Origin of the sequence: Pseudomonas sp. MWU16-30323, assembly GCF_020515595.1 — a bacterium.
GTDB classification, from domain to species: domain Bacteria; phylum Pseudomonadota; class Gammaproteobacteria; order Pseudomonadales; family Pseudomonadaceae; genus Aquipseudomonas; species Aquipseudomonas yamanorum.
The window spans coordinates 28,162-47,655 of record NZ_JAIWYM010000039.1; the positions used below are offsets into that span (position 1 = coordinate 28,162).

19 protein-coding genes are annotated in these 19,494 nt (G+C 58.8%); 10 read left to right on the forward strand and 9 right to left on the reverse strand.

Annotation, left to right across the window (positions count from 1 at the left end):
- Nucleotides 1–68: 68 nt before the first annotated feature.
- Nucleotides 69–254, reverse strand: coding sequence for a hypothetical protein (locus tag LIY45_RS27605; RefSeq protein ID WP_003212580.1), 186 nt, complete (start codon nt 252–254; stop codon nt 69–71).
- A gap of 307 nt (nt 255–561) precedes the next feature.
- On the opposite strand from LIY45_RS27605, the gene galU reads away from it, so the two are divergent.
- Nucleotides 562–1,401: a UTP--glucose-1-phosphate uridylyltransferase GalU gene (gene galU, locus LIY45_RS27610; RefSeq protein WP_003212579.1), complete on the forward strand. Its 840-nt coding sequence runs from the start codon at nt 562–564 to the stop codon at nt 1,399–1,401.
- 103 nt (nt 1,402–1,504) lie between these two features.
- Nucleotides 1,505–2,863 (forward strand): glutathione-disulfide reductase, encoded by a 1,359-nt coding sequence (gorA, locus tag LIY45_RS27615; RefSeq protein WP_226478260.1) that lies wholly within the window; start codon nt 1,505–1,507, stop codon nt 2,861–2,863.
- Here gorA and LIY45_RS27620 read toward each other — a convergent pair whose 3' ends face one another.
- The gene (locus tag LIY45_RS27620) at nt 2,864–3,871 is read right to left on the reverse strand and encodes a DNA-binding protein (RefSeq protein WP_226478261.1); all 1,008 of its coding nucleotides are present in this window, start codon (nt 3,869–3,871) and stop codon (nt 2,864–2,866) included.
- 161 nt (nt 3,872–4,032) lie between these two features.
- Here LIY45_RS27620 and LIY45_RS27625 point away from each other — a divergent pair, with 161 nt between their 5' ends.
- From LIY45_RS27625 to ahpF, 3 genes are all read left to right on the forward strand, one after another.
- Complete coding sequence (locus LIY45_RS27625; protein WP_226478262.1) at nt 4,033–4,959, forward strand: tyrosine-type recombinase/integrase; 927 nt, start codon at nt 4,033–4,035, stop codon at nt 4,957–4,959.
- A gap of 149 nt (nt 4,960–5,108) precedes the next feature.
- Nucleotides 5,109–5,672, forward strand: a complete 564-nt coding sequence (ahpC, locus tag LIY45_RS27630) for an alkyl hydroperoxide reductase subunit C (protein ID WP_003173835.1) — start codon at nt 5,109–5,111, stop codon at nt 5,670–5,672.
- Nucleotides 5,673–5,799: 127 nt separating this feature from the next.
- Nucleotides 5,800–7,365 carry an alkyl hydroperoxide reductase subunit F gene (gene ahpF, locus LIY45_RS27635; RefSeq protein ID WP_226478263.1) on the forward strand — a complete coding sequence of 522 codons (1,566 nt, stop codon included), beginning with the start codon at nt 5,800–5,802 and terminating at the stop codon, nt 7,363–7,365.
- A gap of 63 nt (nt 7,366–7,428) precedes the next feature.
- On the opposite strand, the gene gloA is transcribed toward ahpF, so the two are convergent.
- Nucleotides 7,429–7,950 carry a lactoylglutathione lyase gene (gene gloA / locus LIY45_RS27640; RefSeq protein WP_017480383.1) on the reverse strand — a complete coding sequence of 174 codons (522 nt, stop codon included), beginning with the start codon at nt 7,948–7,950 and terminating at the stop codon, nt 7,429–7,431.
- A gap of 193 nt (nt 7,951–8,143) precedes the next feature.
- Between gloA and LIY45_RS27645 the strand changes: the two genes are divergently transcribed.
- Entirely contained in the window at nt 8,144–8,680 is a 537-nt protein-coding gene (locus tag LIY45_RS27645) for a DUF4946 domain-containing protein (protein WP_017480384.1), read from the forward strand.
- Between the two features lie 170 nt (nt 8,681–8,850).
- On the opposite strand, the gene LIY45_RS27650 is transcribed toward LIY45_RS27645, so the two are convergent.
- The 3 genes from LIY45_RS27650 to LIY45_RS27660 form a co-directional block, all read right to left on the reverse strand.
- Nucleotides 8,851–9,216 (reverse strand): histone-like nucleoid-structuring protein, MvaT/MvaU family, encoded by a 366-nt coding sequence (locus LIY45_RS27650; RefSeq protein WP_076016182.1) that lies wholly within the window; start codon nt 9,214–9,216, stop codon nt 8,851–8,853.
- Between the two features lie 196 nt (nt 9,217–9,412).
- Nucleotides 9,413–10,957 carry an EAL domain-containing protein gene (locus LIY45_RS27655; RefSeq protein WP_226478264.1) on the reverse strand — a complete coding sequence of 515 codons (1,545 nt, stop codon included), beginning with the start codon at nt 10,955–10,957 and terminating at the stop codon, nt 9,413–9,415.
- A 111-nt stretch (nt 10,958–11,068) separates the two neighbouring features.
- Complete coding sequence (locus LIY45_RS27660) at nt 11,069–11,941, reverse strand: LysR substrate-binding domain-containing protein (protein ID WP_226478265.1); 873 nt, start codon at nt 11,939–11,941, stop codon at nt 11,069–11,071.
- Nucleotides 11,942–12,018: 77 nt separating this feature from the next.
- Here LIY45_RS27660 and LIY45_RS27665 point away from each other — a divergent pair, with 77 nt between their 5' ends.
- The 3 genes from LIY45_RS27665 to LIY45_RS27675 all read left to right on the forward strand — a co-directional run bounded on the left by LIY45_RS27665 (nt 12,019) and on the right by LIY45_RS27675 (nt 15,614).
- A complete protein-coding gene (locus LIY45_RS27665) occupies nt 12,019–12,942 on the forward strand; it encodes a DMT family transporter (protein WP_226478266.1) in 924 nt (307 codons plus the stop codon).
- Nucleotides 12,943–13,191: 249 nt separating this feature from the next.
- The gene (hppD, locus tag LIY45_RS27670) at nt 13,192–14,268 is read left to right on the forward strand and encodes a 4-hydroxyphenylpyruvate dioxygenase (protein ID WP_226478267.1); all 1,077 of its coding nucleotides are present in this window, start codon (nt 13,192–13,194) and stop codon (nt 14,266–14,268) included.
- A 158-nt stretch (nt 14,269–14,426) separates the two neighbouring features.
- The gene (locus LIY45_RS27675) at nt 14,427–15,614 is read left to right on the forward strand and encodes a DUF6543 domain-containing protein (protein WP_226478268.1); all 1,188 of its coding nucleotides are present in this window, start codon (nt 14,427–14,429) and stop codon (nt 15,612–15,614) included.
- 7 nt (nt 15,615–15,621) lie between these two features.
- Here the strand turns inward: LIY45_RS27675 and rarD are convergent, their stop codons facing one another.
- From rarD to LIY45_RS27690, 3 genes are all read right to left on the reverse strand, one after another.
- Nucleotides 15,622–16,503 carry an EamA family transporter RarD gene (gene rarD, locus LIY45_RS27680; protein ID WP_226478269.1) on the reverse strand — a complete coding sequence of 294 codons (882 nt, stop codon included), beginning with the start codon at nt 16,501–16,503 and terminating at the stop codon, nt 15,622–15,624.
- A gap of 136 nt (nt 16,504–16,639) precedes the next feature.
- Nucleotides 16,640–17,650, reverse strand: coding sequence for an aldo/keto reductase (locus tag LIY45_RS27685; protein ID WP_226478270.1), 1,011 nt, complete (start codon nt 17,648–17,650; stop codon nt 16,640–16,642).
- 76 nt (nt 17,651–17,726) lie between these two features.
- Nucleotides 17,727–18,629: a LysR family transcriptional regulator gene (locus tag LIY45_RS27690; RefSeq protein WP_017480392.1), complete on the reverse strand. Its 903-nt coding sequence runs from the start codon at nt 18,627–18,629 to the stop codon at nt 17,727–17,729.
- A 100-nt stretch (nt 18,630–18,729) separates the two neighbouring features.
- Between LIY45_RS27690 and LIY45_RS27695 the strand changes: the two genes are divergently transcribed.
- A complete protein-coding gene (locus tag LIY45_RS27695) occupies nt 18,730–19,434 on the forward strand; it encodes an SDR family oxidoreductase (protein WP_226478271.1) in 705 nt (234 codons plus the stop codon).
- Nucleotides 19,435–19,494: the final 60 nt, after the last annotated feature.

Consider the following 19,494-nt stretch of genomic DNA (forward strand, 5'->3'; position numbering starts at 1 on the left):
GCCATCAAGGTACAGACAAACACAAAAAAGCCTCGATAAACGAGGCTTGATTGGCGTTTCTGCGGGTATTACTTGGTTTTGGGACGCTTGCTCGACGCATGGCCCGCTTCATCCACAAACACTTCGGCCACGGCACAGGCTTGAGCTTCGGTCGCGAATGCCCCGGCAACGCTGTCGCCGTGGAAGTTGATCAAGTGCCAGCCATCTGCTCGCTTGGTGATCAGGTAGCCGTTCACGCCTTTGGGTTCTGACATCTATCAATCTCGTTGTCTGGTTCAAGGCGGTAATGATAGCGCCAAACAGCGCGGGGCGGCGCAAGATGTTGCAGGTCAGTGCCGATCGCCATAAAGCGTGCTAAAAAGGTTTAAGCCCTTTGAATGACGGGCACAAGTCGACGATTTCTAACAGCGGCGAAGGTACTGGATTGAATGCCGGCGGAACTTACGCCGACATTTTTCCTCTATGTTGACATCGCAACGCCAGCAGGACCCATTGTAAGGTGACTGCGGCCTGATTAGACTGCGCCGAATTTCGTACGCACAGCCCTTTGTAAGGACTCATATGATCAAGAAATGCTTGTTCCCAGCAGCCGGTTACGGCACTCGCTTCCTGCCAGCGACCAAGGCCATGCCCAAAGAAATGCTGCCGGTGGTGAACAAGCCACTGATCCAGTACGGCGTGGAAGAAGCACTGGATGCCGGCCTGAACGAAATTTCGATCGTGACCGGCCGTGGCAAACGCGCCCTGGAAGACCACTTCGACATCAGCTACGAGCTGGAAAACCAGATCAAGGGCACCGACAAGGAAAAATACCTGGTCGGCATCCGTAAACTGCTCGACGAGTGCTCGTTCTCCTACACCCGTCAGACCCAAATGAAAGGCTTGGGCCACGCAATCCTGACCGGCCGCCCGCTGATCGGTGACGAACCTTTCGCCGTGGTACTGGCGGATGACCTGTGTGTAAACCTGGAAGGCGACGGCGTCCTGACCCAGATGGTCAAGCTGTACCAGAAGTACCGTTGCACCATCGTCGCGGTTCAAGAGGTTGATCCTCAGGAAACCAACAAGTACGGCGTGATCGCCGGCGACGATATCGGCGATGGCCTGATCCGCGTACGCGACATGGTTGAAAAGCCAGCGCCGGAAGATGCTCCGTCGAACCTGGCGATTATCGGTCGCTACATCCTGACTCCGGACATCTTCAAGCTGATCGAAGAAACCGAGCCGGGCAAGGGTGGCGAGATCCAGATCACTGACGCCCTGTTGAAGCAGGCCAAAGATGGTTGCGTGATTGCCTACAAGTTCAAGGGTCGTCGTTTTGACTGCGGTGGCGCTGAAGGCTACATCGAAGCAACCAACTTCTGCTACGAGCACTTCTACAAGACTGGCAAGGCTTACTGATTCACGGTTGCCTGCTTGATCTGGGAAAGCCACCTTCGGGTGGCTTTTTCGTTTTTCGGTCCCATGTAAGCAGGTATGCTGTTGTCCTGCCGAGGAGAGTGAAATGGCCTACGATTTTGACCTTTATGTAATTGGCGCCGGTTCCGGCGGTGTGCGCGCTGCACGATTTGCTGCAGGTTTTGGCGCCAAGGTGGCAGTGGCTGAAAGCCGCTACCTGGGCGGTACCTGCGTGAACGTGGGCTGCGTGCCGAAGAAGCTGCTGGTGTACGGCGCGCATTTCGCCGAAGACTTCGAGCAAGCCAGCGGTTTCGGCTGGTCTCTGGGGGAAGCAAACTTCGACTGGGCGACCCTGATCGCCAACAAGGATCGCGAGATCAACCGCCTCAATGGCATCTACCGCAACCTGCTGGTTAACAGCGGCGTGACCCTGCACGAAGGGCATGCGCGGTTGGTGGACCCGCACCAGGTGGAAATCAACGGTGAGCGCTTCACCGCCAAGCACATTCTGGTGGCCACTGGCGGCTGGCCGCAGATCCCGGACATTCCGGGGCGCGAGCACGCCATTGGCTCCAATGAGGCGTTCTTCCTCAAAGAGTTGCCCAAGCGGGTACTGGTGGTCGGCGGTGGTTATATCGCGGTCGAGTTCGCCGGGATTTTCCATGGCTTGGGTGCACAGACCTCGCTGTTGTATCGCGGCGACCTGTTCCTGCGTGGTTTTGACGGTTCGGTGCGCACACACTTGAAAGAAGAGCTGACCAAGCGTGGTCTGGATCTGCAATTCAATGCCGACATCGAACGTATCGAGAAGCAGGCCGACGGCAGCCTCAAGGCCACCTTGAAAGACGGCCGGGTGCTGGAAGCCGATTGTGTGTTCTACGCCACCGGCCGGCGCCCGATGCTCGATAACCTGGGGCTGGAAAACACCGGCGTCAAGTTGGACAAGCGTGGCTTTGTCGAGGTGGATGACCTGTACCAGACTGCCGAGCCGTCGATCCTGGCGATTGGTGATGTGATTGGTCGCGTGCAACTGACGCCGGTGGCGCTGGCTGAAGGCATGGCCGTGGCACGTCGCCTGTTCAAGCCTGAGCAATATCGCCCGGTGGATTACGCGATGATCCCGACGGCGGTGTTCAGCCTGCCGAACATCGGCACCGTGGGCCTGAGCGAAGAGCAGGCCCGTGCAGACGGTCACAAGGTGCAGGTTTTTGAAAGCCGCTTCCGGCCGATGAAGCTGACCCTGACCGACTGTCAGGAAAAGACCCTGATGAAGCTGGTGGTGGACGCCGAGACCGACAAGGTCCTGGGTTGCCACATGGTCGGCCCTGACGCTGGGGAGATCGTGCAGGGCCTGGCGATCGCACTCAAGGCGGGTGCGACCAAGCAGCATTTCGACGAAACCATCGGCGTGCACCCGACGGCGGCGGAAGAGTTCGTCACCATGCGCACGCCGGTGACGCAGTAATCAGCCCTCGGTAGTTGCCTCTGGCGCCGTCGCAACGACGGCCGCCAGGCGCAACGCCTCGATGCTGGCCTGGGCTTTGACCAGGTCCAGCTCCAGGGTTTTATTGGCCTGCTGATGCTCGGCCAGCGCTTCCTGGCGCGTCTGACTTTCCAGCAGTGCAACCCGCAAGCGCTCCTGCAACAGGGTGCGTTCGCTGTCGATCACGTTCACTTGTTCGCTTAGCTGCCGCTGCTGATCGCGGTCCTGGCGGGCCTGTTCCTGCAGTGCGTTCAATTCCTTCACCGTCACTCGATGTTCAATCAGCAGGCGTTCGTTATCGCGATGCAGCTGGGTGATCTCGTCCTGGCGCACCATCGCGCTCTGCTGAGCCTGGCGTAGCTCTGCCTGTACCTGCTGCAACTGACCCTCATGGCGACGCTGTTCCTGTTCGCGCTGATCCTTGATTGCGTTGCGGTAATGCTCAAGAGCATCCCGGGCGTGCAGGTGCTTCTCTTCCAATGAGCGAATCTGCTCGTCCTTGTCGTTGATCCGCAACTCGTAATCGCTGCACGCCTGGCTCAGCCCGGCGTTGCGGGTTTGCTCGGTTTGCAGGCTGGAGCGGGTGCTTTGCAGTGCCGCGCTTTCGTCAGCCAGGGCGGCTGCCTGGATATCGAATTGTTGCTTGAGCTGGCTGTGGGCGGCTTCCAGTTCTTCAACCTGAGCGAGCAGGGCGGCTTTCTGTTGCTGGAACTGCGCCAGGGCCAGGTCGATAGGCTCTTGGGCCTTCTCCTTCAGGCGCTGAGCCAGTCGTGCCACCAGTTCGCCCAGCTCGTCGTCGATGGGCGCTTCGGTGATGGTCTGGCGGCTTTCGCTTTCGTCCAGTTCCTTCAGATAGCGATGAATTGTGGTTTTCGAGCCTGTATTGCCCATCTCGATGCGTACTGCATCGATGCTGGGGTTCTCGCCGCGGGCGAGGATCGCCAGGCGTGCCGTTTGAACTACTGCTTTATTGATGCCGCCGCGAGCCATGGAGTCTCCGTCGATTTAGTACTGTGGTACGTAGTATGTATATACGTACTATATCATGATTAAATTTAAGCCGAAATTGATGATTTAACAGATGGGATATTGGCGTATTATCCCGTGTGATCAAGGTTTTGAAGTGGACAGCGCCCAATGGCAGTACAGGTATGAGTGAGCTGGACCGTTATCTGAATGCGGCCACCCGCGATAACACCCGCCGCAGCTATCGAGCGGCAATCGAGCATTTCGAGGTCAGTTGGGGCGGGTTCCTGCCGGCCACCAGCGACAGCGTGGCGCGCTACCTGGTGGCCCATGCGGGCGTGTTGTCGGTCAACACGTTGAAGGTGCGGTTGTCGGCCCTGGCCCAGTGGCATACCAGCCAGGGTTTTCCCGATCCGACCAAGGCGCCGGTGGTGCGTAAAGTCCTGAAAGGGATTCGCGCCGTGCACCCGGCCCAGGAAAAACAGGCGGAGCCATTGCAGCTCCAACACTTGGAACAGGTGATTCAGTTTCTCGAGCAGGAAGGCAACGATGCTCGACGCGCCGAAGATCATCCGCGGTGGCTGCGAGCTAAACGTGATGCTGCGTTGATCCTGCTGGGTTTCTGGCGCGGCTTTCGCAGTGACGAGCTGTGCCGCCTGAATATCGAGCATGTGCAGGCAGTGTCCGGCTCGGGCATCACCCTGTATTTGCCACGCAGTAAAAGCGATCGGGAGAACCTGGGCCGCACGTACCAGACGCCGGCGTTACTGCGCCTGTGCCCGGTTCAGGCCTACAGCGAGTGGCTCAGCGCTTCAGCCCTGGTGCGTGGCCCGGTATTTCGCGGCATAGACCGCTGGGGCAACCTGGGCGAGGAGGGCTTGCACCCCAACAGCGTGATCCCGCTGTTGCGCCAGGCCCTGGGGCGCGCCGGCATTGCAGCGGATCAATACACCAGCCACTCCCTGCGCCGGGGCTTTGCCACCTGGGCCCACCGCAGCGGCTGGGACTTGAAGTCGCTGATGACTTACGTCGGCTGGAAAGACATGAAATCGGCCATGCGCTATGTTGAAGCGACACCCTTTCTCGGCATGACCCGAGCATCCCTCGAGTGATTTAAGGTTTCTTCTATTAATACCGTCCCTTGATAGTGAAAACCAATCGTCAGCATCAGGTTTGCCAATGAGCCACCGGCCGGGAGAGTGGGTAGGATTCACCCCATCAACTTACTAAGCCCTTCTACAAACCTGACGGAGAGTCAACGATGCCTATCATCAACAGCCAAGTAAAACCGTTCAAAGCTACCGCCTACAAAAACGGCAACTTCGTAGACGTGACTGATGCTGACCTGAAAGGCAAATGGTCTGTCGTCTTCTTCTACCCAGCCGACTTCACTTTCGTCTGCCCAACCGAACTGGAAGACCTGGCTGACAACTACGCCGAATTCCAGAAACTGGGCGTCGAAATCTACAGCGTTTCCACCGACACCCACTTTGCCCACGCAGCCTGGCACAACACTTCGCCAGCCATCGGCAAAATCCAGTACACCATGATCGGCGACCCGACCCTGACCATCTCCCGCAACTTCGACGTACTGATCGAAGAAGCTGGCCTGGCAGACCGTGGCACCTTCGTGATCAACCCGGAAGGCCAGATCAAAATCGTTGAACTGAACGATGGCGGCGTTGGCCGTGACGCTTCCGAGCTGCTGCGCAAGATCAAGGCTGCTCAGTACGTTGCTGCTCACCCGGGCGAAGTGTGCCCAGCCAAGTGGAAAGAAGGCGAAGCCACCCTGGCTCCGTCCCTCGACCTGGTCGGCAAGATCTAAGTCTGTGAAGTACCAAGGGCGGATGACCGCACCTAAGTAAGCTGCATCAGCCCTCAAAACGCCCGGGCGAGATTCGCTCGGGCGTTTTTTTGTCTGCAATAAATCGAATTAATAGGAAATCGCCCGTATGTTGGACGCCAATCTTAAAGCTCAGTTGAAGTCATACCTGGAACGGGTCACCCAGCCGATCGAGATCGTCGCCTCCCTCGACGACGGTGCGAAATCCCAGGAAATGCTTGCCCTCTTGCAGGACGTAGCCAGCCTCTCAACGCTGATTACCCTGAAAAGCGATGGCAATGATGCGCGCAAGCCATCGTTCTCCATCAACCGCCCGGGTGCCGATATCAGCCTGCGTTTCGCCGGCATCCCAATGGGCCATGAATTCACTTCGCTGGTGTTGGCACTGCTGCAAGTCGGCGGCCACCCCTCGAAGGCCAGTGTCGAAGTGATTGAACAGATTCGTGCCCTTAAAGGTGAGTTCAGCTTCGAGACTTACTTCTCGCTGTCGTGCCAGAACTGCCCGGACGTGGTCCAGGCGCTGAACCTGATGGCAGTACTGAACTCGAACATCCGCCACGTCGCTATCGACGGTGCGCTGTTCCAGGCCGAAGTCGATGATCGTCAGATCATGGCGGTGCCGAGCGTTTACTTGAACGGTGTGAACTTCGGCCAGGGCCGCATGGGCCTGGAAGAAATCCTCGCCAAGCTCGACACCAGCGGCATCGAAAAAGCCGCCGAGAAAATCAGCGCCAAGGATGCGTTCGACGTGCTTGTTGTCGGCGGTGGCCCAGCGGGTTCGGCAGCGGCTATCTACGCTGCACGTAAAGGCATCCGTACCGGTGTTGCAGCTGAGCGCTTCGGCGGGCAGGTGCTGGACACCATGTCGATCGAGAACTTTATCTCGGTACAGGAAACCGAAGGGCCGAAACTCGCCAGCGCCCTGGAGGCCCACGTGCGTCAGTACGACGTGGACATCATGAACCTGCAGCGTGCTACTGCGCTGATCCCGGCGAAAAACAACGGTGAGCTACACGAAATCCGTTTCGAAAGCGGTGCGACCCTCAAGTCCAAGACCGTCATCCTGGCCACTGGTGCCCGCTGGCGCGAAATGGGTGTGCCGGGCGAGCAGGAATATAAGGCCAAGGGCGTGTGCTTCTGCCCGCACTGCGACGGTCCGCTGTTCAAGGGCAAGCGCGTGGCGGTGATCGGCGGCGGTAACTCCGGCGTTGAAGCAGCCATCGACCTGGCCGGTATCGTCAGCCACGTCACCTTGCTTGAGTTTGACAGCAAGTTGCGCGCCGACGCCGTGTTGCAGCGCAAGCTGTACAGCCTGCCGAACGTTGACGTGATTACCAGTGCGCTGACCAGTGAGGTCAAGGGGGATGGCCAGAAAGTGACCGGCCTGGCCTACAAGGATCGCGACAGTGGCGAATTCAAGACTCTCGACCTGGAAGGCATCTTTGTACAGATCGGTTTGCTGCCTAACACCGACTGGCTCAAAGGCATTGTGGAGTTGACTCCTCGTGGCGAGATCATCGTCGATGCACGTGGTGAGACTTCGCTGCCAGGCGTTTTTGCCGCCGGTGACGTAACGACAGTGCCGTACAAGCAGATCGTGATTGCAGTAGGCGAGGGCGCCAAGGCTTCCCTGAGTGCTTTCGATCACCTGATCCGCACTTCCGCCCCGGCGTAAATTCCGGTCCGGAAATGAAAAACCCCATGAGTGATCATGGGGTTTTTTATTGCCGGCGGAACCTTACAGCGGCGTTGGCTGAATGATTTCAACCCAGTACGCATCCGGGTCTTTCACGAAGGCCAGGCTTTTCATGCGGCCGTCACTCAGGCGCTTCTGGAAGTCGCAGCCCAGTTCTTCAAAGCGCGCGCAGGCAGCAACGATGTCCGGCACCGAGATGCAGATATGGCCAAAGCCACGCGGGTCGGTGTTGCCGTTGTGGTAGGCAAAGTCCGCGTCGTTTTCGGTGCCGTGGTTGTGGGTCAGTTCCAGGATGCCCGGGATCGACTTCATCCACTGGGTGCGGGCGGCGGCGTCGGCCGGGATCTGGGCCTTGTCCACCAGCGCCAGGAAGTACAGGCTGAATTCGGCTTCCGGGAAGTCACGTTTTTCAACCAGGGAAAAACCCAATACGCGGGTGTAGAAATCCAGCGACTTGGTGATGTCCTTGACCCGCAGCATGGTGTGGTTGAACACAAAGTTCGCGGTGGCGGTGTCAGGCTGGGCGGTGACGCCCGGGAAAGTGTTCAGTTCGTGCAGGCTCATGGGCCCTCCAGAGAAAAATGGGGCAAACGTGGCTCCGGTTGGAGCATCCCTTGGCTTGCGGCTGGCATCCGTGCAGCCGGTCCATGATACGCAGCCCTGCCGGTTGCGCCAAATGAAAAAGGTCACGCAACCCTTGCGGCAAGCGGGTGCAGGGGCCCAAACTTTGTCGCTTGAACCTTGAGTGTTTTTCGCAATGATCGGATTTCGCGCACCGCTGTTAAGTACCCTGGGCCTGTTGTTGGGCAGCACTGCTGCATGGGCGGCTGACCCGGAAATTCACTGGCCCAGCGGCTGGCAGGTGGAGGAGGTGGTGCCCGACGATCAGGCTCCGGCGCAGCCTTCGGCAGTGTCTCGCCAGCGTGCGATCAAGAATGATGAAAATGGCGCGACCTTGATGGTCATGGAGTTGACAGGCACTCCGATCGAAGCGGGGCATACGGTCAATCTTCAAGGTGTGTTGCTGGAAATGCGCAAGTCCATCCAGAAGGACTTTGCCCAAGGCGGTTATCAAAGTGTGTGCACCAAGATGCATCCCACAACATTGAGCCGCCTCGAGGCGTTGGAAACTACTTGTGTCATCACCGAGAACGGTCGGCATGTGCTGTCGCAAACCCTGGTGGGAGCGGTCGACACCGATAAGGCCTATGTATTTTCATACGCAGGCCAGGCCCAGGCTTACGAATCAAGCAAGGATGAAGTCAGTTCGGTGCGTGACAGCCTGAAACTTTGAGCGCTGTAGGCAAGGCAGGAAATTAGTCGATTTGAACAAAGTGAAATGTTTTTTAAAGTTCGTTTTTGAAAGTGTCCGAGTCCTGTTTTGTTTCAATATCGATGCCTGTAAACAAAAAAGCCCTGCAGGTGCAGGGCTTTTCTTAGTGCGTTTGTACTAGCTGCAAAGCATTAGCCGCGAAGCCAGGAATCAACAGTGGCCGCGCCGTATTGTTCTTTCCATGCCTTCAGGCCGCGGTGGTTGCCGCCCTTGGTTTCGATCAGTTCGCCAGTGTGTGGGTTGTGGTAAACCTTGACCACACGTGCACGGCGCTGTTTTGGTGCGGTGGCGACGGAAGCGCCGGACTTGCCCGCGTTAGGATCCAGGATGGAGATGATGTCGCGCAGGCTTTTGCCGTAGGTTTTCATCAGCCCTTGCAGCTTTTCTTCGAATTCGATTTCTTTCTTCAGGCCTGCGTCGTTCTTCAGGGATTCCAGCTGGGCAAGCTGCTCTTGAAGGGCTTTTTCTGCTGCGCGAAATTCGGCGAGTCTGGACAAAATCTATACTCCAATAGTGTATTTGGCTGATATCTACTGCAAACAAAGCGATAAGCCAAGAGCCTTAAGGCGACTCAACAAAAGTGGCCTTCCTGCCAATTCAGCACAGGCAGGAAAAATTGTAGTAGTTAATCAGCCATGAGTAAATCATGTCTTTTGTATAAATAACAATATTTCTGTTGAAGTGGATGGCTATTCAATGGCTGTTCAGGAATCTAATGAACTCATTGCAAGGTACTGGCTTGCCAAACAGGTAGCCCTGCAAGAAATCAACACCTTGGGCGGCAAGATATTCGCATTGTTCTGGTGTTTCGACACCTTCGGCAACGATGCCCAAGTCGAGCTTGGCGGACAGTTCAATGATGCTGTCGAGTATATGCCGTGAGAGTGCATCAACCCCGATCATCGCCACAAAGCTTTGATCTATCTTCAAGTAATCGACATTGAAGTTGCGTAAATAACCCAGGCTCGAGTGACCGGTGCCGAAGTCGTCGATCGCAATCATTACCCCCAGGTCGTGCAGCGCCTGGAACAGTTGGCGGGTCACATCCGTGGGTTCTATCAACTCGCGCTCGGTCAATTCCAGCACCAGAATCACCTTGCCCGGCGGGAAGGCAGCGAGGAATTCCCGGCAGTCCTCCACCAGTTCCAGGTCGTGACAATGGCGGGCGGTGATGTTGATCCCGACATGAAAGCCATCCGCGAACTGCGCGGCGTGGGGCGCGAGTTGCAGGGCGGTCTGGCGCATCAAGGCACGGGTCATTGGCACGATCAGGCCGGAATGCTCGGCCAGGGGAATGAACAGGTCGGGGCGCACCAGGCCTTCCTTGGGGTGGTTCCAGCGCATCAGCACTTCACAGCCGGCCCACTGACGAATGTCCTGGCCACGTACCACCGGCTGGTAATAGGGCACGAATTCATTGGCTCCCAAGGCACGTTGCAGCTCGAGGGTCGGTGCCGATGAGCGCTTTTGCAGCCAGTGGGCGAGGATGCCCGCCAACACGCCGAAAAACACCACCAGGACGAACAGTGCAGGATACCGCGCTTGCATGTAGCGCCAGGTTTCACCCTCCGGCATCCCGGCTTCTACGCTGTAGGTATACCGCGTGGAGTCGAGATGATGGTGCGCGACGGAAAATGTCGGCAGCGCTGTGCTGTGCACCTTGCCATCCGACGCCAGCCAGTTAGGCCCCACCTGCAATACCAGGTCGGTATATCGGCTGATCAGGCGCAAGGCGTTGGTCAAGTGGTAGCCATCAATGGAGGCAAAGGCCCCCCGGTCGCCCTCGGTGAGGCGATACACCAGCAATGCGGTGTCAGGTGTCACCGGGTTGCCTTTCATCAGCCAAAGGCGGCCGTCGACGTAGTCTTCAGGGTTGACCGGCGACTGGTAGTTGCCACCAAACAACGAGCTGCAATAGATGTTTCTCTGCCAGGACAAGGTCGTGGCGCGCACAAAAGGCCGGCGGGTGACTTGTTCCCGTAGCGCCAATTGTGTCGGGTTATCACATTCATGGCCGGCCAGCGGCAGCAAGTCCTTGGCGGCGAGGGCGGTGTTGTCGAGCATCAGGTCGAACTGGCGCACGGCTTCCCGGGCGGTTTGCGCGGTGCTGTACTCCAGGGTGCGCCCGGCTTGCCAGTACAGGATCAGCACCCCCAGCAAAATCGGGAGTGCGCCACTGAGCAAGGTGATCAGGAGGCGGGTGCTGGTTTTTCGTGGGCCTTTGACGGTCAGTGGCATTTGTGCAGCCTGTAGCGGGAGGGGGTGATAAGACGCTCAAATGCGGTCGGGACGTCCAACAAAGCGTATTGGTATTGGCCATGATAGATGGCGGCACGCGACCCTGCCTGCTCAATCAAGCTGCAAACGTGTGGCCAGTTCAATAAACGCCAGGGTCGCCGGCGAGGACTGTCGTCGATCCAGAACTGCCAGCCCGACCTGGCGTTTGACGGCAGGCTTGAGCGGCTTGATCAGGTAATCCGGCGCTGCGGATTCAGGCAATGACAACTCGGCGACAATGGTCACGCCGTCGCCCCGGCGCACGGTGTCCAGGGTGCTGAGCAATTGTGAACAGCGGTAGCGCACATCCGGCTGCAGCCCGGCCCCGACGAACAGTCTTGAGACCAGTTCCGACGAGCCGGCCTGGGTCAGGATGAAGGGTTCGCCGCAGAGCGCCTTGAGGCTGACACTCGGCTGCGCGCCCAGGTGATGCCCCGATGGCAGCAGTGCGACCAACTGATCCTCGATCAGCGGGAAGGTATCGAAGCGCTCTTCAGGCAGCACCACAAACCCGACGTCGATGCGTCGCTCTTCCAGCCACTGCATCACCTGCCGATCAGGGCCTTCGTCGACGTGCACCTCGATGCCCGGATGCCGCTCGCGATAGCGTTGCAAAATCTTCGGCAACAGGCGAATCGATGAAGTCGGCCCGAACGAACCAATGCGCAGCGTACCGCGCTTCATCCCGCGGGCATCGGCGGCTTCCTGTCGCAGTGTATTGGCCAGCCCGAGCATGGCCCGGGCGCGCAGCAGCAGTTGTTGGCCGATATCGCTGAGTTCGACCTGGGACTGATGACGTCGGATCAACTCCACACCCAGTTCCTGCTCCAGGGATTTGATCCCATGGGACACCGCCGATTGGCTGATGCCCAGGCGATTGGCGGCGCTGGTGAAACCTTGCAGTTCGGCCACCAGGGAAAAGATTTCCAGTTGGGTAAGGGTCATGAGTATTTACTCATTTTACGATGATCGGGAATTAGCCAAACAATAAGCCAATCCCGTGTCCTGTGAGTAGAAATCTGATGACCCCGAGCCCTGACCGTCTCACGTATCTGAAGCTGGCGGCCGTGACCATGATCTGGGGCGGCACCTTCGTTGCCGGGCGCTATCTGGCAGCAGGCCTGGACCCACTGTTGGCGGCGACCGTGCGCTTTGTGCTGGCCAGCCTTGCGCTGCTGGTCTTCCTGGGCGTCGCGCGTATTCGCCTGGTGCGTCCGACCTCCGCGCAATGGGTGCAATTGATGGTGCTGGGCTTTTTCGGGATCTTTTTCTACAACCTGTGTTTTTTCTACGGCCTGCATTACATCAATGCGTCCCGGGCGTCGTTGATCGTAGCGCTGAACCCGGCAGTGATTGGCCTGGCCTCGTGGCTGCTGTTCAAGGAACGCCTGGGCTGCTTCAAGCTGGTGGGGATCGCGCTGTGCCTGGGTGGCGCAGGGCTGGTGATCGTCAGTCGCAACCCGCAGTTGCTGCAGGGCGCGGCAGATGCGTGGGTCGGTGACCTGCTGATTTTCGGCTGCGTGGTGGGGTGGGGCGTGTACTCGCTGTTTTCCCGGGGCCTCAACCAGCGCCTGGGCCCGTTGCAAACCGTGACCTGGTCGATCCTGTTGGGCACGCTGATGCTGACGCTCACCACGCTGGTGACGGGTCGACTAACGGTGACCGCATTGGGCCGGATTGATCTGCCCCAACTGATGAGTTTGCTGTACCTGGGCGTGCTGGGCTCGGCACTGGCCTACATCGGCTACTACGATGGCCTGCGCCGCATCGGCGCCACCCGTGCGGGTGTATTTATCGCCCTCAATCCGCTGACGGCAGTGATCTGCGGCGCATTGCTGCTTGGCGAGCAACTGACCCTACCGATGCTGCTGGGTGGGGCGGTCATCCTGCTGGGCATCTATCTGTGCAACAAACCCCTTGCGCGGGCCAGGGCAATGGGGATTTGATAAGAGTACGGACAAATCTGTTTACGCTGTGTAGAATCGATTTACGCATACAAGAATAAGGACTTGCGCTAACGCAAGCCTCGCCCGTCAGAGACTGATGTAACCATGAAGCTACTCGGGTCCCCCCTCATCTTTGGTGACTTCCTCGCCCGCAGCGTGCGGGGTATCTCCTGTGCGCCACCCGCTGACCTCATCCTTGCTGGCAAATAAACATTTGTTAATTACAAGAATGATGATGAGGCACCGAAAATGGCAGACCTGTACGAAAACCCAATGGGCCTGATGGGCTTTGAATTCATCGAATTCGCATCGCCAACCCCGGGCACCCTGGAGCCGATCTTCGAGATCATGGGCTTCACCAAAGTCGCAACCCACCGCTCCAAGAACGTACACCTGTACCGTCAGGGCGAGATCAACCTGATCCTCAACAACGAACCCAACAGCATCGCCTCCTATTTCGCGGCCGAGCACGGCCCGTCGGTGTGCGGCATGGCGTTTCGCGTCAAGGACTCGCAACAGGCCTACAACCGGGCCCTGGAACTGGGCGCCCAGCCCATCCATATCGAAACCGGCCCGATGGAGCTGAACCTGCCGGCGATCAAGGGCATCGGCGGCGCGCCGCTGTACCTGATCGACCGCTTTGGCGAAGGCAGCTCGATCTATGACATCGACTTCGTGTACCTCGAAGGTGTCGAGCGCAACCCGGTGGGTGCGGGCCTCAAGGTCATCGACCACCTGACCCACAACGTGTACCGCGGCCGCATGGTCTACTGGGCGAACTTCTACGAGAAGCTGTTCAATTTCCGTGAGGCGCGCTACTTCGACATCAAGGGCGAATACACCGGCCTGACTTCCAAGGCCATGAGCGCCCCGGACGGCATGATCCGCATCCCGCTGAACGAAGAGTCGTCCAAGGGGGCCGGGCAGATCGAAGAGTTCCTGATGCAGTTCAACGGCGAGGGCATCCAGCACGTTGCCTTCCTCACCGATGACCTGGTCAAGACCTGGGATGCGTTGAAGAAGATCGGCATGCGCTTCATGACCGCGCCGCCAGACACCTACTACGAGATGCTCGAAGGCCGCCTGCCGAACCACGGCGAGCCGGTGGATCAACTGCAGGCACGGGGCATCCTGCTGGACGGCTCGTCAGTGGCGGGGGACAAGCGCCTGTTGCTGCAGATCTTCTCGGAAACCCTGATGGGCCCGGTGTTCTTCGAGTTCATCCAGCGTAAGGGTGACGACGGCTTTGGTGAAGGCAACTTCAAGGCGCTGTTCGAATCCATCGAGCGCGACCAAGTGCGTCGTGGTGTGTTGACCGCTGACTGATCGCCTGAGCGATACACAAAAAAGCCCGACCGGGATTGCACCCGGTCGGGCTTTTTGTTGCCCGGTAGAAACATCGGGACACAGGTGCTTGCCAGCGGCCAGGAACGGAATTCGCCGCCAGCATTACTCAGGGGCATATGCCCAGATGAGGTTCAGGTATGACAGTCATTACGCACACCGGTAGTCCACCTCCAGGTCTGAATCAGACAGCAGCCGTCAACGACGTACCCACCATCAGTCCCTTGGCCCCAACTGCTTCCTGCCCATTAAGTCCTGCCACTGTCGCCCGCGTGACGTTTTCCTCGAACGTGGAATGGAGCAGTGCGCAAGGCGAGCTGACCGCTGCAGGCGTCGAAGTGGCCAATGCCGTATTGGCCCCGGGTACCTCATCAACCGTCGGCGCGCAGGTCTGCACGTTCGCGGTGGACGGGATCCAGTCGAGCGACATTCTGCTGATCAAACGTGTACCCGCCTCTGAAACCGGAACGAATATCCTGTTGTACATTCCTGACGAGGAGGGCAATTCGTTCTTCGAATTCAATAACCTTGAAGAAATGAACGCTTGGCTCAAAGAGGTCGCCACCGACCCTGACAAGCTGGATATATTTGCCGGGCATTTTTCCCGCAATGCGCCTGCCGCAAAGCGGGTAAAAGACACAATGACGCGCTTCGCAGCAGACGATATCAATGCCGTGGTCGGGCCTTTTGGCTACGAAAAGGGCGATATCTTCAATCGCCTGGACAAGCACACAAGCGTCCCGCCGGTACCGGTCAACGGGCTGACGGGTACCTACCTGAACGTTGAGACCCTTGAAAGCCGGGTGACTTTCGCAGGCACACGTCCGGACGGAGAAACCGTACTCTATCAGTACGATGCCTACGGCAACTTCCATGGAGGAGGTGACAAGGGCAACTTCTACTTTGTGAAAAACGGCCTGAACAATGACCAGCCGCTGTCGCCTATCTCGCGAGAGCAGTACTTGAAAACGGTCGTCAGTGTCAGCCTGGATAATGTGGGTGCCAACGATTTACAGGGGCTGTTCGACGAGTTCATCCGCCAACTGAAGAATCCGGGTTCCGGCATTGGGACGGCCTTGATCGTACTGGGCGTGCCTGAGGATGTGGCGGAGTCCATCGAAAAAATCGTCAAAAACCCCGTCACTGGCACCTTGCTTGAACTCAACCAGGGCAACCGGCTCGGTAAGCTGTTTGGCGTTGAAAAGGCGCAAATGGACGCCGCACTGACGCAAATAGGCGACGAAATCCAAGGCAGGATTCCGTATTACGGGGCCATCCGAGAGGGGGCGGCGCAAACGGCTGCGATGCTGGAAATGGCAGCAAAATAAAGCGCTGTCAGGCCTTCTGCTGACGCACCAAATGCTTGAAGCCTTCAAACACCAGCACCATCACCGCGAGCCAGATCGGAAGGTACGTCAGCCATTCCCCCGCCTTGATGCTTTCGCCCAACAACAAGGCCACGCCGAGCAGCAGCACCGGTTCTACATAGCTGAGCAGCCCGAACAGGCTGAACGCCAACATGCGGCTGGCAATGATGTAGCACACCAGCGCCGAGGCACTGATCACGCCCAGCATCGGGATCAAGGCGTACAAGCCCTTGTGGGCATCGAGCACGGCAAACCCCTGTTCGCCGCTTTGCACGAACCACAACGCCACCGGCAACATCAGCGCCATGTCGAGCCACAGCCCGCCCAGGTGGTCGGTCTTCAGGCGCTTGCGCACGATGAAATAGATCGGGTAACCGATGATCACCACTAACGTGGCCCAAGAGAAACCACCGACCTGATACAACTCGTTAAGCACGCCGATGCCGGCAAAAAACACCGCGACCTTTTGCAGGCGTGACAATTGTTCGCCGTACACCAGGCGCCCGGTCAGCACCATCGTCAACGGCAGCAGGAAATACCCCAGGGAGACATCCAGGCTACGCCCGTTGAGCGGTGCCCACATGAACAGCCACAACTGCATCCCCAGCAAGGCTGAAGACAACAGCAGCCCGCCGATCAACTCGGGTTTGGCCGCCACCAGCCGAACCAACTCCCACACCCGCCGCCACTCGCCGCTGACGATCATGAACACCGTCATGCAGGGCACCGTCAGTAACATCCGCCAGCCGAAGATCTCCAGGCCGCTCAAGGGCGTGAGCAGCGAGGTGAAGTAATACATCACGGCAAACAACACCGAGGCCAAGACCGATAACACAACACCTTTAGACACGCTGTCCTCGCGAAAACCGATTCATACAAAAGAGGGGAGATTTCAGGGAGGGAATATAGTGCTTTTAAGGTGAGATGTTTGCTCTGTTTTGGGGCGCTTTACGGGAGGAGCGCTCGGATCCTCCCGTAAAGTGTGCTTATGGCCGGGCAATTCGGCCCGAGACAAAGTGGCCCACGTCATTGAACCCCGGCGTCGACGCATGGCCTGGGGTGACCAGCGAATCAATAAACGCCTCATCCTCTGCGGTGATCTTGACCTCCAGCGCGCCGGTGTAGGCATCCCACTGCGCCTCGGTGCGCGGCCCGACAATCGCCGAACTGACCGCCGAATTGTTCAGCACCCAGGCAATCGCAAACTCAACAATTCCCACGCCACGGCCCTGGGTGTATTGCTGGATCTGCTGGGCGATGCGCAGGGATTCAACGCGCCATTCGGTTTCCAGGATGCGCTTGTCCTGGCGCCCGGCACGGCTGCCGGCTTCAGGCGTTACGTCCGGCGCATATTTGCCGCTGAGCACGCCACGGGCCAGTGGGCTGTAAGGCACCACGCCCAGGCCATAGGCGGCGGCAGCGGTGATCTGCTCCACCTCGGCCTGGCGGTTGACGATGTTGTACAGCGGCTGGCTGATGATCGGCTTGTCCACCCCCAGGCGCTCGGCCACGCGGATCACTTCGGCGATCCGCCAGCCGCGGTAGTTGGACAAGCCCCAATGGCGGATCTTGCCCTCGCGGATCAAGTCGCCAATCGCTGAAACCGTGACTTCCAGTGGCGTGTTGTGGTCTTCACGGTGCAGGTAATAGATGTCCAGGTAATCGGTGTCGAGGCGCGTCAGGCTGGCTTCCAGCGCGTTGAAAATCCGCTTGCGACTCAAGCCGCTGCGGTTGGGCAGGCCGTCCACGGGGCCGATGCCGACCTTCGAGGCCAGCACCCAATCCTGGCGCTGGCGGGCGATGGCTTCGCCGACGATCTCCTCGGAGCGCCCGCCGGTGTAGACGTCGGCGGTGTCGATAAAGTTGATGCCTTGATCCCAGGCCTTGTCGATGATGCGCAGCGAATCCTCGGTGTTGGTCTGCTCGCCAAACATCATGCTGCCCAGGGTCAGTGCGCTGACCTTCAAACCGGACTGGCCCAGTGTGCGGTAAATCATCGTGAACACCTCAAAAGGGGGAGACAGACCCTATCCAATACCAGACAGCAAGGCTCTGGAACAAGCCCTGGGACGGTTATTGCGGTAATAGCTCGGCGCAGCGCAGCTGCAGGAAGCGATGCAGTACCTTGACCCGTTCCGACACTTGCAGGCGATGCGGGCACATCAAGTTGAACGGCGTCGGCTCGCCTTGCCAATCGGTGAGCAAAGGCACCAGGCGCCCGGCCTTGATGTCGCGGGCTACATCCAGTCGCGCTTTATAAGCAATGCCATGGCCGGCCAATGCCCAACGCCGCACGATCTCACCGTCGTCACTCAGGTAATCGCCGCTGACCTCGACTTCCTGCAGGCGCTCACCCTGGCGAAAGTACCAGGTGTTGTTCGCCCGACCCTGGCGCATATAGCGCAGCGTGCTGTGTTGCGCCAGGTCCTGAGGGATCTGTGGCGTGCCGTGGCGCGCAAGGTAGTCGGGGCTGGCACACGGCACCCGTGTATGGTCGGGCACCACCGGCAGCGCCACCAGGCTGGAGTCCCGTGGTACGCCGAAACGCAGGGCGATGTCGACGGTTTCGCGAAACAGGTCGGCATTGCTGTCGTTGAGCAGCAATTGCAGGCGAACGTTCGGGTGTTCGAGCTTGAACTCATCCAGCCAGCCCAGCAGCACATTGCGTCCGAAATCCGAGGGCGCAGCCAACTGCAGCAAACCACTGAGGCTTTGGCCTTGTTGCTTGATCGCCTGTTCGCCTTCGGACAATGCCTCCAGGGCCACCCGCACGCTGTCCAGGTAGCGCCGGCCTTCCTCGGTCAAGCGCATGCTGCGGGTGGAGCGCGCCAGCAGCCGAATGCCCAGGCGGGTTTCCAGGCGCTTGAGGGCAATGCTGGCGGCCGCCGGAGTCAGGCTGAGGCTACGCGCGGCGGCGGACAGGCTGCCGGTGTCGGCGGTGCGTACGAAGACTTCAAGGTCGAGGATTGAACTCATCTGTAAAAATCCTTTAAAGATCTTGTCGTTTTACCGGGATTTTTCAACGATTGCCAAGCTGGGAAGATGAAAACTCATTTTCTCAACCAGGTAGTGCTCCATGACTTCTCCCCTCAGCGGCAAAACCATCATCGTCATCGGCGGTAGCAGCGGCATTGGTGCCGCCGTGGCCAAGCAGGCCGTGGCACGCGGCGCCCAGGTGGTGCTGGCCGGGCGGCGCTTGTCTTCAACCGTGGAGAACGGTGTGCGCAGCGAGCCGGTAGACGTGACCGATGCGGCCTCGTTGCAGCGCTTGTTCGAAACGGTGGGGCCGTTTGATCATCTGGTCTACACGGCAGGGCCGGCGGTACAGGCCAAGGCCTTGATCGAGACGGACCTGGCCCTGGCGCAAGACAACTTCAACGTGAAGCTCTGGGGTTCGCTGCGGGCGATCCAGTCGGCGCTGCCCTTTCTCACCGAGCACGGCAGCATCACCCTGACGTCGGGGCAATTGGGGCGCAAAACGGTTGCAGGGCAGTTCATCAAGACCGGGATCAATGCGGCCACTGAAGCGCTGGGCAAGCAACTGGCCAAGGAACTGGCGCCACGCAGGGTCAATGTGGTGAGTCCTGGGGTGATCGATACCGAGGCGTATTCGGGCTTATCCGAGGAGCAGCGACTGGCAATGTTTGCCAAGGCGGGTGGGGCATTGCCGGTGGGGCGAGTGGGGCAGGCCGAAGAAGTGGCAGCCGGGTATGTGCTGGCGATGGAGAACGGGTTTATCACTGGCAGCGTGATTGATGTCGACGGCGGTGGATTGCTCTAAAGGCAGCGGAATAAAAAAGGTCCCGCTTTCAGGCGCAATGCTGTTCACTTAAGCCGATGC